General features: G+C 64.3%; 15 protein-coding genes and 1 pseudogene. 9 read left to right on the forward strand and 7 right to left on the reverse strand.

The genetic code is table 11. From position 1 onward, the window contains the following. From WA702_RS10310 to WA702_RS10325, 4 genes are all read left to right on the forward strand, one after another. Positions 1–535 (forward strand): adenylate/guanylate cyclase domain-containing protein (locus tag WA702_RS10310; RefSeq protein WP_425110414.1); only part of this gene is annotated, 535 nt, incomplete at its 5' end. A gap of 180 nt (positions 536–715) precedes the next feature. Continuing rightward, complete coding sequence (locus WA702_RS10315; protein WP_425110415.1) at positions 716–1,495, forward strand: NAD kinase; 780 nt, start codon at positions 716–718, stop codon at positions 1,493–1,495. A gap of 128 nt (positions 1,496–1,623) precedes the next feature. After that, positions 1,624–2,169 carry a response regulator gene (locus WA702_RS10320; protein WP_425110416.1) on the forward strand — a complete coding sequence of 182 codons (546 nt, stop codon included), beginning with the start codon at positions 1,624–1,626 and terminating at the stop codon, positions 2,167–2,169. 75 nt (positions 2,170–2,244) lie between these two features. Then, positions 2,245–2,823 (forward strand): Hpt domain-containing protein, encoded by a 579-nt coding sequence (locus tag WA702_RS10325; RefSeq protein WP_425110417.1) that lies wholly within the window; start codon positions 2,245–2,247, stop codon positions 2,821–2,823. A gap of 228 nt (positions 2,824–3,051) precedes the next feature. Here WA702_RS10325 and WA702_RS10330 read toward each other — a convergent pair whose 3' ends face one another. The 4 genes from WA702_RS10330 to folE form a co-directional block, all read right to left on the reverse strand. After that, positions 3,052–4,227 (reverse strand): DUF2336 domain-containing protein, encoded by a 1,176-nt coding sequence (locus WA702_RS10330; protein WP_425110418.1) that lies wholly within the window; start codon positions 4,225–4,227, stop codon positions 3,052–3,054. Positions 4,228–4,544: 317 nt separating this feature from the next. Next, positions 4,545–5,588, reverse strand: coding sequence for a lytic transglycosylase domain-containing protein (locus tag WA702_RS10335; protein ID WP_425110419.1), 1,044 nt, complete (start codon positions 5,586–5,588; stop codon positions 4,545–4,547). Positions 5,589–5,773: 185 nt separating this feature from the next. After that, on the reverse strand, positions 5,774–6,196 hold the full coding sequence (gene hisI / locus WA702_RS10340; RefSeq protein ID WP_425110420.1) for a phosphoribosyl-AMP cyclohydrolase: 423 nt from the start codon (positions 6,194–6,196) through the stop codon (positions 5,774–5,776). 181 nt (positions 6,197–6,377) lie between these two features. Further along, complete coding sequence (gene folE, locus WA702_RS10345) at positions 6,378–7,094, reverse strand: GTP cyclohydrolase I FolE (RefSeq protein ID WP_425110421.1); 717 nt, start codon at positions 7,092–7,094, stop codon at positions 6,378–6,380. Positions 7,095–7,300: 206 nt separating this feature from the next. Here folE and WA702_RS10350 point away from each other — a divergent pair, with 206 nt between their 5' ends. After that, positions 7,301–7,801 (forward strand): iron-sulfur cluster assembly scaffold protein, encoded by a 501-nt coding sequence (locus tag WA702_RS10350; protein WP_425110422.1) that lies wholly within the window; start codon positions 7,301–7,303, stop codon positions 7,799–7,801. A 14-nt stretch (positions 7,802–7,815) separates the two neighbouring features. Here WA702_RS10350 and WA702_RS10355 read toward each other — a convergent pair whose 3' ends face one another. Then, positions 7,816–8,712 carry a hypothetical protein gene (locus tag WA702_RS10355; protein WP_425110423.1) on the reverse strand — a complete coding sequence of 299 codons (897 nt, stop codon included), beginning with the start codon at positions 8,710–8,712 and terminating at the stop codon, positions 7,816–7,818. 253 nt (positions 8,713–8,965) lie between these two features. Here WA702_RS10355 and yidD point away from each other — a divergent pair, with 253 nt between their 5' ends. From yidD to WA702_RS10375, 4 genes and pseudogenes are all read left to right on the forward strand, one after another. Further along, a complete protein-coding gene (gene yidD, locus WA702_RS10360) occupies positions 8,966–9,316 on the forward strand; it encodes a membrane protein insertion efficiency factor YidD (RefSeq protein WP_425110424.1) in 351 nt (116 codons plus the stop codon). A 185-nt stretch (positions 9,317–9,501) separates the two neighbouring features. Beyond that, complete coding sequence (locus tag WA702_RS10365; RefSeq protein ID WP_425110425.1) at positions 9,502–9,672, forward strand: hypothetical protein; 171 nt, start codon at positions 9,502–9,504, stop codon at positions 9,670–9,672. Between the two features lie 148 nt (positions 9,673–9,820). Further along, entirely contained in the window at positions 9,821–10,291 is a 471-nt protein-coding gene (locus WA702_RS10370) for a carboxymuconolactone decarboxylase family protein (protein ID WP_425110426.1), read from the forward strand. Further along, positions 10,218–10,447 (forward strand): annotated as a pseudogene (locus WA702_RS10375) (sigma factor); the annotation flags it as partial. The gene WA702_RS10370 and the pseudogene WA702_RS10375, both read left to right, overlap by 74 nt. Positions 10,448–10,554: 107 nt before the next feature. Here WA702_RS10375 and WA702_RS10380 read toward each other — a convergent pair. After that, entirely contained in the window at positions 10,555–11,784 is a 1,230-nt protein-coding gene (locus tag WA702_RS10380; RefSeq protein ID WP_425110427.1) for a hypothetical protein, read from the reverse strand. After that, positions 11,784–13,166, reverse strand: a complete 1,383-nt coding sequence (locus WA702_RS10385; RefSeq protein WP_425110428.1) for an APC family permease — start codon at positions 13,164–13,166, stop codon at positions 11,784–11,786. Before WA702_RS10385 ends, WA702_RS10380 begins: the two co-directional genes overlap by 1 nt. Between the last annotated feature and the right edge of the window lie 464 nt (positions 13,167–13,630).

Here is a 13,630-nt window from a genome sequence, read left to right on the forward strand (position 1 = left end):
GGCGCGGCTCGCGGAGCTAAACCACAGCTCGACGGCATTTCACGGCATCAAGGTTGCCCAGCGCATCGGCATCAACAGCGGCGACGCCCTGGTCGGAAATTTCGGCTCGCAGCGCCGCTTCAACTACTCGGTCATGAGCGATGCCGTGAACGTCGCATCGCGGCTCGAAGGAGCCAACAAGTTCTACGGCACCACCATCATTGCCTCCGATACCACCGTGGCGCTGGCCGGCGACGCCTTCGGCTGGCGCGAACTCGATACCATCAGGGTCAAGGGCCGCGCGCAGGCGATCAGGATCTTCGAGCTGCACGGCTTCGCCACAGACATCGGCGCCGAACGACAAGACCTCCTCGCCGGCTACGCCGCGGGCCTTGCCGATTGGCGCGCCGGCGCATTGCAGCGCGCCGCGAACAGCTTTGCGAGGTCGGCGGCCGTTGACCGGCCAAGCGCGCTGTTTGCCGAGCGCGCCAGAAACGCGGCTGCTGATGGCGCCACGCCGGATTGGGATCCGGTTCGCAGCTTGCAGGAGAAATGACACCGGTATGACGGAGCGGGTGCGGCCTTCCGGTGGCCCGCTTTTCGACCGCAACCGCGTCAGAGCTGCCCAATTAACCTGCGAACCTCGCCGCGGAAGCCCCTCGTCTCGACAAGTCGGCCCAAGGTCGGCTAGACGACAAGGCTCAGTCCATCGGCGGCCCATCGAGCCAGTGAGTGCATGAACACGTCCAAGCGATACGACCGGATTGCCTTTGTCGCGAGCCCGAGCAGCGAGGCGCAAGCCGCGCTCGTCGATCTCGCCGAGCAATACGGCAATTGCGATCCGGAAGCCGCCGACATCATCGTCGCGCTCGGCGGCGACGGTCTGATGCTGCAGACCCTGCACGATCATATGCACACGGGAAAGCCGATCTACGGCATGCATCGCGGCACCGTCGGCTTCCTGATGAACGAATTCAGCCAGCACGAACTGCGCGCCCGACTCAACGCGGCACAGGAATCCGTCATCCATCCCTTGCTGATGCGCGCCACCGATGTCGGAGGCACCGTCCATATCCATCACGCCATCAATGAGGTCTCCCTGTTTCGCCAGAGCGCGCAAGCCGCACGGCTGCGCATCCTGATCGACGAGCGCGAGCGCATGCCGGAGCTGATCGCCGATGGCGTGCTGGTGGCGACGCCGGCAGGCTCGACCGCCTATAATCTGTCGGTGCAGGGCCCGATCCTGCCGATCAACGCCGCACTGTTGGCGCTGACGCCGATCAGCGCGTTCCGGCCGCGGCGCTGGCGTGGCGCCCTGCTCCCGAACACCGCCTATGTGATCATCGAGGTGCTGGAAGGCGACAAGCGGCCGGTCGCGGCCGTCGCCGACCATGACGAGGTGCGCGACGTCCGCCGCGTCGAGGTGCTGTCCGACAAGACCATCTCGATGCGGATGCTGTTCGACCCCGGCCACAGCCTGGAAGAACGCATCCTACGCGAGCAGTTCGGCTACTGACGCTCCCCGTCTTTTGGCTTTTTGCCGGGAACGCAGCCGCGCGGGCGGCTGCGACAACCCTTCGTTAACCCTCGGCCCGTTATGGTTAACGCAAATATACCGACACTCTGCGGAGCCGGGCCGGTTCAATGTATCGCATCGACTTCAACAAGCTGCGTTTCCTGATCTGCGACGACAATCCGCATATGCGCCGGATTCTGCGGACGCTGCTGCATTCGTTCGGCGCGCGCGAGGCCTATGAGGCCGAAGACGGCGCCACCGCACTGGAGATGTATACCCATTACGTCCCGGACATCGTCATCACCGACTGGGCGATGCCGATCTTCGACGGCCTCGAGCTCGCGCAGATGATCCGGCAGCCGGAATCCAAGGGCAACCCCTACGCACCGATCATCATGCTGACGGGCCATTCGGAGAAGCGGCGCGTGACGGTCGCCCGCGACGCCGGCGTCACCGAATTCCTCGCCAAGCCGATCTCGGCCAAGGGCCTCTATCAGCGCATCCTCAACGTGGTCGCCAATCCCCGTCCCTTCATCAAGACCAAGACCTATTTCGGCCCGGATCGGCGCCGCGCCACCGGCACCGCCTATATCGGCCCCGAGCGCCGCGTCGGTGGCGAGTATGAAGTCGTGCAGCAACCGTCGCTGCTCGATAAGGCACGAACGACCGTCTAGCGCGGCGACGGCACGAGGTCCGGATCGCGTTTCGCACCACGCGTGAACGCGAGCAACGCAAGCCAGGAACAGACGATGGCGAAAGACAAAGCTCCTGACATCGAGGTCAAGGCCTACGCGACCCATCACGTCATCACCCAGCCCAATCCGTTGAAGAAGGTGCTGCGCCGGGTCGACGAAAAGGATCTTGACGATCCCATCGCCCGTGCCGAAGCAGCCCTTGCCGGCCTCTCCGGCGAGTTCAAATCCTGGATGGACAGCGAGGCCGGCCGCCTCTCCGCCGCCTACGCCACGATTCAAAAAGACGGCTTCACCGACGATGCCTGCGACGAGCTGTTTCGCGCCGCACACGACATCAAGGGCGATGCGGCGACCTTCGGCTTTCCGTCCGCGGCAGCCGCCGCCGACAGCCTGTGCCGGATCATCGAGCATGCGCCCGACCTCGAGAAGGTCCCGGCGGAGCTGTTCACCCACCACATCAACGCGATCCAGGCGATCGTGCGCGACCACACCCTGCTCGATACCGTCTCGACGGCGCGCGAACTCAGCCGCCGCTTACGCAAGGTCGCGGACGAATATCTCGTTCACGTCAACCGCGACCGGCCCGAGCACTTGGAAGCCATCCTGGCACCGAGCATCGTGCCAGGCGATTAAGGTCTTTTCCACTCCGGTCGATCAGCCCTACCCGCCGTCGTCCAGGCCTCGCGCCGGGACCGATAACCGCTGACGGTCGTGGTCAAGCCGCGCTGGAGCTCCACAGCCTACCAATCATGAATAGCTGTGATTATGGGTCCCGACTCGAGGCCGGGACGACAAGTGCGGGCGCGGCGTCATCTCGGGCGGTCATCGACCGCTGCGGACGACGGCGCGAACCCGCAACCCTCACGCCGCGAGCGGCGCGTAGTCGAGCGCCGCCTCGGCGTCTTCCGCCATGATCTGGTCGCAGAATCTGCGTGCCTCCTCGCGGGCGGATTCGGTCGCAAAGCGGCGCAGCAGGATCAGGAGCGGCTCGGCCGCATCGTGCTCGGTCGAGCAGTGCGTGAGTACGCGCTCCACCATGCGGCGCCGCAGGTTCGCCGCACCGGAGAGCGTATCGGCAAAGCCGGTCTCGTGGCAGACGTCTAGCGCGCTGCGGAAGGCATCGAAGGTCGATTCCGGAATCCCGGCCCGGCCGAGCAGCGCATGCAGGCTGGCGGTGCCGCGATCGTTGAGCAGCGAGGCCACCCGCGCCCGCGGCAGGCCGGAAAGCTCCGAGAGCGCGATCTCGAACAGCTCGATATTGCCCGACAGCAATGCCCGCAGGATCAGGCCCGCGGTGAGCTGCGAATTGGCCCTGAGGTGACGAATCAGGCCCTGCAGCTCGCCATCGCGGGTCTGCGCGGCGATGGCGATGGTCGAGCGATCCCGTGCCTCGGTCGCGACCTGATCGGCGCGGTCGGCGCTGAGCCAGTTCCGCGCCACCACGAACTGCGCCAGCGTCTCTGTGAGCTTGCCCACCAGGGCCGCACGCGTCGCGGCCGGCAGATCGTCCAGCACCAGCATCGACTCGCGGATCGCGGCCAGATGGCCGTGGCGCTCGACGATGCGGTCCCAGGAGAACGGCGGCAGCTCGGCGGTGGCGTTCTCGATCAGCTCGAGTGCGGCGGCGGCGCTGCCGACCTCGGCGATCGCTGCGCAGATGGTTGCGGGCAAACCGATGCGGCGCGCGATCGCGCATTGCATGTCCGAATTGCCGGTCGCGACGATGTCGACCAGGTCGGCATCGATCAGCAGCGGCGAATGTTGCAGGATGGGCAGCGCGACGGACGCCTGGTCGGTCGCGAGTGCCTGGACGATGGCGGCGGGTGCATCGGGCGAATGCGCGAACACCTGCGCCATCGCCTGCCGCACCAGCGGCGACGGATCATCCAGGAGCATCAGCAGCGCGCCTTCGGCCGCCGCCCGATCCTCATCCGAGAGATCCGAGATCACCCAGGCTCGCGCCAGGGCCCGCGTCGCATCAGCCCGCTCACCGGCGGACGCGGTTCTAACCCAACTGATAAACTGCCGAACGATCATGGTCTTTCCGGCTTACGCAACTGTCGAAACGAGACCGACAAGGCCTCAACATCACAGACGGTAAACCATGACGCTTAACAAAGCGTTCACCATAAGTCGCTGGTTTAATTGACGTTTTATTAAGAGGAAGGAAAGCCAGCCAGCAATTTTCGGGCGAATGATGCAAGCAGTGCTCGCAACAGGAATGACGGCGATCGCATCGTCCTGCCTCTGCCCAGCCGGCAAAGCGCGCCGCGCGGGTTTTGCGCCCGTCGATTTTTCCTCAGATTTCACAAGCGGTTGGTCGCGATCTCAGCCAGACACGGCGCGAAAATGCATCAGCCGGAGAAGGTGCCGTTCGGATCGCTGAACAGATCGAGCGGTCGCGGTGCGTTGCCGGTGGCCTGACCGTTCGGTGCGGCGTTGAGGACCGATGGCGACGACCCGTGGCCCCACAATTCTCGTACCGAAGGCGAGATCGGCTGCTGCGGCTGGCCGTCGACCTGAAACAGTGAGCGGAACATCGGATCGGCGGAGGAAGTCGTCGTATTCGTCGACGAACCCTCGGCGGAAGCGACCGTGGCGCCCTGACCCTGCCCTTGTCCCTGCCCTTGGCCATTCCGCGCATCCGGGAACATCGAGAGGAAGGTCGCGGTATCGGTCGTCGGCATCGCGGCACCGGCAGCCACGCTCGACGGGCCGCTATAGAGCGCCAGCGCGCCGCGCGTGGTCGACGAATTGGCCGCCCCGGAATAGCGCGAGGTCAGCACCGAGTAGACCTGCGAGACGCTGCGCGCGTTGCCGTCCTGGTCGTAGAAGATCGGCCGGTTCGCCGCCGCCGCGCCCGGAAACATCTGGGCGGCGGTGGCCCGCGGCGTGTCCTGCGCGCTGGTGATCAGCTTGGCAGCGCCGCCGACCCCCATGAAATGCGCCATATAGAGTTCGGCATCGGTCGGCCGGCGGCCGAGCGTGCCTGTGAGCTGGAAGCTGTTGGACTGGGTCAGTGCGGCGGCCATCGAGGACGACGCCTTGGGGTCGTCGCGCAGCTTCATGATCGCCTGCCGCATCGAGGGATCGCTGACCGTGTACTCGCCCGACGATGTCTTGCTGATGGCGTCGGCATACTGGCCGTAGCCGAGCTGGCCGCCCGCTTCCTTCACGGTGCCGAGCCAGGTCTGGTCGATGAACTGATAGAGACCGTGCGCCGAAGAGGTCGAGGCGCCGGCGGACGGATTGAAGTCCGACTCCATCTTCGCGGTGGACAGCAGATATTCGAAGCTGGCGCCAACGGTGTCAGCCGCCTGCTTGATCGCGCCGGCGACCTTGGCCCGGACGGTATCGAGTGGTCCAGTGGACGAGGGGGTGGATGCGTCGACCGACATCGAGGGACCCGTTCTAGGTAGCGAAGATCCTGGCAACGAACGCGCCGCACTTGCGGAGTCGCGTCGCGCTTCTGTATCGCCTACTTGCGTCGGTTATGGTTAATGGGGCGTTAAATTCGGAAACCCCGCACCATCACTTGCTAGGCCACTGGCGCAGGCGCGTGTTGCCGCGCTCGGCCAGCGCCCTATTTGCGATAGACGGTTGCCGGGTCGAACAGCCTGTCGGCATCGACGAAAGCGAGCCGCGGCTCGTCGGCGCTGCGCTCGACCTTACGATAGAAGCAGGAGCGCCGGCCGGTGTGACAGGCAGCCCCCTGCTGCTCGATGCGAAGCCAGACCGCATCCTGATCGCAATCGGTGCGCATCTCGACCACGCGCTGGGTCTGACCGGAGCTCTCACCTTTTCGCCATAACGCATTGCGCGAACGGCTGAAATACCAAGCATCGCCGGTCGCAATCGTCTTGCGAAGCGCCTCGTCGTTCATGTGCGCAACCATCAGCACGTCGCCGGTCGCGGCGTCGGTGGTAACGCAGGTCACGAGGCCCGCAGCGTCGAACTTGGGCAGGAACGCGAGCCCTTCTTCGCGCTCAGATGAGGATGAAGACACGATAACCTCGCTAACGCACAGGTCGTCCAAGCTGTTTTGCGACGCTCGCACGACATCTTCAGGGCTCATCACCTGCGGAGGCGGGTGATCCAGTACGCCACAGCAGAAAAGACCAGTCGAGCTGTCCCGCGATACTGGATCGCCCGGTCAAGCCGGGCGATGACAGCGGAGACTAGCCGAGCTATCTCTGCGGCGCTCGCACCATCGACAGGAAACGGCTCTGCTCCGCCGGATTGTCGCGGAACATGCCGGTGAAGCGGCTGGTGAAGGTGATGGCGCCATGTTTGGCGACCCCGCGCACCGACATGCAGGTGTGCTCGGCCTCGATCAACACGGCGACGCCGCGGGGTTTCAGGATCTCGTCGATCGCCGCCGCGATCTGCGCCGTCATGTGCTCCTGGGTCTGCAGCCGCCGCGCGAAGATGTCGGTGAGCCGCGCCAGCTTGGACAGGCCCACCACCCGCTCGACCGGCGTATAGGCGATGTGCGCCTTGCCATAGAACGGCATCATGTGATGCTCGCACTGCGAGGTGAACTCGATGTCGCGGATCAGGACGAAATCGTCATAGCCCGCGGTCTCTCCGAACGTCCGGTTGAGCACCTCGGCCGGGCACTGGTGATAGCCCTGATAGAGTTCGTCATAGGCCTCGACCACCCGCCGCGGAGTGTCGACCAGGCCCTCGCGGGTCGGCTCCTCACCGATATAGCTGAGCAGCGTGGTCACTGCGGCTTCGGCTTCCGCGCGCGAAGGCCGCGGCCGGTCGGCACGCACCGCGGCCGCCATGAATTCGGAGGGATCGAGCTCGGCGGACCGCTCCGGAAGCTTGGCCTCTGCCTTCGCATCGGCGGTCTTCGAATCGGGCTTGTTCGAGCGCAAGGTCTTGATCAAAGCGTCCATCTCTTCTCCGTTCGACCGGTCGGTGCCCGACCGGAGTGTCACCGGCAGACGGGGCGGCTGTTGCGCCGGAACGCCTGAGGATATGGCTGGAATTTCCGCCATTCGGCTCCATATAACTGCAATATAGGGCGGTGAAAACCGCCCGCCAAGTCCGTCGGCGCCGGTAAATGGGCGCTTGCGCGCCGGCACATCCGGGAACGTTGGGCATGCTGAACGACATCTATAACAAGCGGATCATCGAACTCGCTGGCAATATTCCGCGCCTCGGACGGCTAACGGATCCAGACGCCAGTGCCACCGCGCATTCCAAGCTGTGCGGCTCGACGGTCAAGATCGACCTCAAGATGGACGGTCCGGTCGTGACCGATTTCGCCCATGACGTGAAGGCCTGCGCGCTGGGCCAGGCCTCCTCCTCGATCATGGCTCGCCATGTGGTCGGCTCGAACGCGGCCGAGTTGCGGGAGTTGCGCGAGGCGGTGCGCAGGATGCTGAAGGAGAACGGCGCGCCCCCGGAGGGCAAATGGGCCGATATCGCGCTGCTCGAGCCGGTGCGTGACTATAAGGCGCGCCATGCCTCGACCATGCTGACCTTTGACGCCGTGGTCGACGCCATCAACCAGATCGAGGCCAAAGCGGGCAAGCAGGCCGCCGCCGCCAAGACCGAGCCGGAGACCGAGCCAGCCGGTCAGCCCGCCACGGCGGGATAACCGGTTCCCGCCTTTTATTGCGCCGGCGTTGTCGCGACCGTGTTGGACGGCAACGCTTCTGCCGTCCGGGTCGACTTCTGCACCGGTTGGATTTGCTCGTGGACCTGCTCGGCGACAAAGCGATCCGTGCCCTTGGGGGCGACGGCCGCCATCGGGGTGCCGGCCTTCACCTGCGGCAGCACCTCGGCCACGAGGTCCGTGGTCACGAGATTGGTCTGCCGAAGCTCGGAACGCGACAGCTCATGCAGATCTTCCCACGGCGGCACGTTGAGCGCGAGCGACAGCAGGTCGCCGGCGCCGCCCATGTCGAAGGTGTATTTGGCAAGCCGACCGATATCGCGCTCGACGATCGTCAGGTCCTGCGCCGTGTAGCTCGCCGTCTTGGCGTCGTCGGCACGATCGCCCATCCAGATCTGGTGTACGCGGACATGCGCCGCATCCGGCACGTAGCGCGTGCTGCCGCCGAGCAGCAGGAACACGCACATCGATTCGCAATAAGCCTCCGGCGCGACGCTGGCTTGGCTGCCCTGCCCGCGGCTGCGCGAGCTGATGCCGACGGTGGTGCGCAAGTTCAGGCCGCGGAACCTGCGCCCGAGCGTGATTGCATCGTTGACGGAGCCGCCGCTCGAATCCAGCACCAGCGTGGTGCCATTGAGATCGCGGCCCTTGGCGAAGTCTTCGAAATCTTTCGGCGTATCGCCGGTGACGATACCGACCGCGGACACCCATCCGCAATTCGGATCGCAGGCCACCCAGTTGAAATGCATCGGCAGCTTGCGCTCTTCCAGCGCGGGACCTGCCTGGGCCGGTTTGCAAAGGGTGAAGATGGCGCAGCCGAGCGCTACACTAAGGGCTGCGCTGCCAAGAAGCAGCCAGCGCAGTTTGAGCGACGTCAAAAATCTCACACGCAATCCTTCCCAAGCCCAAGCGCTAGTGCCGCACTGGTAAGTCTAGCTGTAATAAGTTCCGACTCAACGCGACACGATCTTGTCACATTCCCGTTAGCAAAACCTATCCGGGTGACTGCGTACCGTCCAGCTACGACATGCTGCATTGCCGCTAAAAAGGTGTGGTATTTGCGGCAATGACACACAAATATGCGCGAGCATGGGTTCCGAGCACAGGAACCGCGCATATAACAGCTTGGATCAAAGCATATCGCTTATGAAACACTCATTCTGTGACCATCATCACCACGACCATGGGTTTGCCCGTATGATACCGGGGCTGCCCCGGCGTGGCGCCCGCGTGCTGATCTGGATCTATCGCCACACGCTCTCTCCGCTCGTTGGATACAACTGCCGCCACCTGCCGACCTGCTCGGTCTATGCGGATGAAGCGATCGATCGATTCGGGCTGTGGGCGGGCGGCTGGATGACCTTGGCGCGGCTGCTCCGCTGCCAACCGTTCGGTACCTCAGGAATCGACAACATTCCTGCCGGTACCCCTGTCGGGGCACGCTGGTATTTGCCGTGGCGCTATGCGCGCTGGCGCGGTGTCAACGGTCCAGGCTAGTCTTGCTTGGTTACTGGTTGCGGCGCAGCGATACGTTGCATAGCAACAGACAAATCTTTGAAGCGCCCAGGGTTCGGATACTATTATATAGCATGTGGCGAGCTACGCGACGCCCGGCACCGTCGTCCGGAACGGCCGCCTCGCCCCTCGCGTTGATATGATGTTTCCTGACGGGAGGAAACAGCATGCGTTTCCGAATAGGCCCGACAGGGCACGACCCCAGGCAGATCGACCTGCTCGCCATCCTGGCGTTGCTTGTGATCATCGTCGGCGCCTGGCGTTATTACGACGACAGCATCGCGCTGCCTCCCAGCACCACCGCCTATATCGTCCCTAGCCAGCACGTGCGTTGGTGACGCGAACTGCGTTTTCGGCAGCCAAGGCGGAGTGTCGGTCGACGCGTGAATGGCCGGCCTCACAGTCGGGTAAAATAATTCCGCAGGGCATGTCACACCGGCCGATGCCCGCTCGTCATGATGGCTGAACCAGCAACGAGAGTTCATCATGACCAACGAGATCAACCCATTCGCCGTGGCACCTGCGCTGATGAAGAACTGGCAGCGTACATCGATCGCCATCGCTTCCAGTCTCGAGCCGAGCCTTATTCACCTGGTGGAGATCCGTGCTTCGCAGATCAACGGCTGCGCCAATTGCCTCAACCTGCATACGACATATGCGCGGGAGAATGGCGAGACCGAACAGCGCATCAACCTGCTGCCCGCCTGGCGCGACGCTCCCTGCTATAGCGACCGCGAACGCGCGGCGCTCGGCTGGACCGAGGCATTGACGCGGCTTTCCGAAGGGCACCGGCACGACACCGCCTACGAAGCGCTGTGGTCTCATTTCACGGCGGAAGAACAAGTCAAGCTCACGCTGATGATCAACATCATCAACGGCTGGAATCGGCTCGCAGTTGGCTTTCGCCTCTGGGCCGACCCGGCCGAGGTCGAAGCCGCCGCAAAGGCGGCCGTCTGATGCAGGATGCAGAGCCGAGAATGCAGCCGCCGGGTTCGCGCCGCTGCGTTCGAAACTGATGCGCGTCGCCTATCGCATGCTCGGCTCCGGATCCGACGTGGAGGATATCATGCAGGACGCCTTCTCCGCTGGATGAAGGCCGACCGCAGCGAGATCCCGAGAAGCTCAGACATCCGCATTGACTGGCTTTCGGCGCGTCCGCAATGACCGCCTGCGCGACCGCCGTGAAGCAGCCAGGATTATGCCAGCATCGACGAGATTGACTACCAACGCGGCAAGAACCAGTAGCCATTGCTCGGCCGTGGTGGCCATAACGGCGCCGGCGTTCGCGGGGCATGCCGCGCGCGCTGCGGCGGTTCATCCGTCTCGGGCGGGATCGCCGCTTCCGCTGAGGCGCTGGCATCGCCCGCCGGCAGCCTGATCGAGAGCAGCAGGTTGGACTCCTGCGTCCGCCAGCGATAGCCGATGCCAAAGTCGAGCGGCTGGGCGCGCTCGAACAGCTTGGCATAACCCTGCTGATACATGCTTGGAAACTTCTCGATCGGCCCGGCATAGCGGCCGAACGGAAAGAAGCGCCAGGCCTTGGAATCGTAAGCCGCGAGCGGGATACCGGAATCGTCCTGGATGATGGTGGTGCTGTTGTTGAGCAAAAAGCTGCGCACGGTCGAGAAATGGCTTGAGCGCAGCAGATAGGACGCACTCTTGAGCAGGCTGTTGCCGGGAGCGACGGTCGCGCAGAACTTCAGGAAGCCGCTCGACGTCACGCCCGAATTGGAGAGGTCGGTCGAGAAGTAATACAGTGTCTTTTCGGCGCCGTCGGCGCCGCCAAAGACGATGCGAGCGCCGCGCGTCGCATTCGATGGCGGCGGCTCACCGGCCTCATGCAGCACGCCGTTGGCATCGAGCCAGACCAGGCCGACGCTGCGGATGGTTTTTCCGGTGCGCGCCAGGAAGACGTAGAGGATCGGCAGTGTGCCGTTGATCGCGCCCTCGTTCAGATCCGTCTTCATGTCCTTGGTTTTGAAGAACGAGAAGCTCAGGATCGATTGCAGCGAGCGCTCGACATAGGACAGCGACGGCCCGATGCCCGCGCGCGGCAGTCTCGTCAAATCCGGGATCGGCCCGGTCGGCTCCAGCGCGGCCATAATATAAGTGGTTGCCTTGGAATAGAAGGCATCCGCGTAGAGGAAGTCGGGTCCGGAGAAGAAATAGAACATCGCCGGCCGCGGCGCCGCCAGATTGGCATCGGCCCAGGCATGGATCTTCGAGAGCTGGCGCTGCTCGAGCTGGGCGAAGGCGCTGTCGAAGAAGCGTTGATGGCGCTGCCATGCAGCATCCTGCGTCAGGGGCGTGAGTGGCGATGCCGCCGACGGCGGCAGGCCGGCCAGCAGGCGCGCGGTATCGTCGGCGCTGGCCGGCTCGGCCGCAGAAGCGGGCGCGAGCGTCAGCAGGATCACGCCTGCAAGTATCGCCAGCATTGTCGGGATGCGCATTATCGCACCTCTCGGCTTGGATATGCGCCCGCGGCGCGCGCGCCCGGACGCCGGTGCGCCAACAGATAGATCAGCAGGCCTGATATCATCACCGCCGTGCCTAGCATCGCCTGCAACGGCCGCTGTGCGAACAGATAGTACATCATGAACCCGGTCACGAGCAGGAAGACGGCGGGGGTCACCGGGTATCCCCAGGCCCGGTACGGCCGCGCCAGATCGGGATGCGTGACACGCAGCTTGAACAGGCCGAGCACGGTCAGAAAGGAGCACGCCAGCAGCGAGAACTGGATGAAGTCCAGCACGGCCTCGAAACTATCGGTCAACAGCATCAGATTGGCGACGGCAAGCTGCAGCAGCAGGGCATTGATCGGCGCGCCGGCCCTCGAGCGGCGGGCGAAAATGGAAAGCGCCGGTACGTCTTCGCCCATCGTCATCGTCACGCGCGGCCCGATCCACATCATCGCGGCAATCGACGGCACCAGACCGATGCAGATCATCGCCGCCACCATCCGGCCGCCGAGCTCGCCGAAGATGTAGCTGCCTGCGATGCTTGCGACCTGAAGCTGGCCGGCGAGACTCCCCATTGGCGCCGCCAGCAGGAACACGGTATTGAGCGCGATATAGAGCACCAGCACGATTGCCGTCCCCGCGAGCAGCGAACGCGGCAGGCTCTGCTCGGGCGCATGCATCTCACCGATGATGTAGGTCGCGGCATTCCAGCCCGAGAAGGCGTACATCACGAACACCAGTCCGATCGCAAATGGTCCGCTGGCGATGAGCCCAAGATCCGACAGCGCCGGCACAAAACTGACCGGCTGCGGCGATGGGAGCAGGACGCCGGCGACCAGAAAAGCTGCGATCAGGCCGACCTTCAAAATAGTGGAGACGAGCTGGAAGCTGCTCGAATACCTGACGCCGCCGAGTTGCACCAGCGATACCAGCCATACCGCGCCGACCGCCATTAACCGCGATGGCACGCCCGGCAGCACCACCGTGGCATAATGGCCGAAGGCCATGGCGGAGAGTGCGACGGGCGCGGCAAAGCCGACGGTTGCCGAAACGAATCCGGCCATGAAGCCGATCGCTGGATGAAAGGCGCGCGACAGGAAATTGTACTCGCCGCTCGACCGCGGAAACATGCCGCCGAGCTCGGCATAGGCAAAGACCCCGCACAGCGCGACGACGCCGCCGATCCCCCACAGCAGCAGGATCGCGAACCCGGACGGGATATCCTTGACCTGGAAGCCGAGGCTGGTGAAGACGCCGACACCGATCATGTCGGCGACGACGAGCGCGGTCGCCACCGGCACCGATACCGACGGCGGCGCGCCGACGCGCAGCCGGGCGGACCAAGGCGTGTCGTCTGCCTCCGATGCAGCCATCTCGCATCGGGACGCCATGCGTCCCGTCCCCTCTGAGCCGACCGATCGCGGGTGAGGCCGAAGCCATCCAAGCATGGTTAGCGCGCACGAATATGGCACGCCTTACGTACTATAATACCAAGATTCAGATATCCGGCAGGTTACGGCGTTGCGTCTTGCCGCCGCTGGCCCCACAATCGGGACACGAAGTCGCGCTTTTTGCGTGCTCCGGATGTGGGGCGTTGGTCCCGGGGTCGTTTAAGCTGAATGTCGCGGCAACATCGCGGGCTCAGGAGTTGAGGCCCGAGCCCACGAATGGAGCCGGGCGGATGTGAGTATCCGTTCGCGACTTGCGTGTCGTTGTCCTGCCGTTTTGGGATCTGCTTGGGTCTTGACTTGGGTCTTGGGGTGGATGTTCGGAGCCGATCCGAAATTCCTTAGATGTGGTCGTGCGCGGTGGATTGCCCGCGCCCGGCCGGCTGCGC

It is taken from the genome of Bradyrhizobium sp., assembly GCF_049798375.1.
Classification (GTDB): domain Bacteria; phylum Pseudomonadota; class Alphaproteobacteria; order Rhizobiales; family Xanthobacteraceae; genus Bradyrhizobium.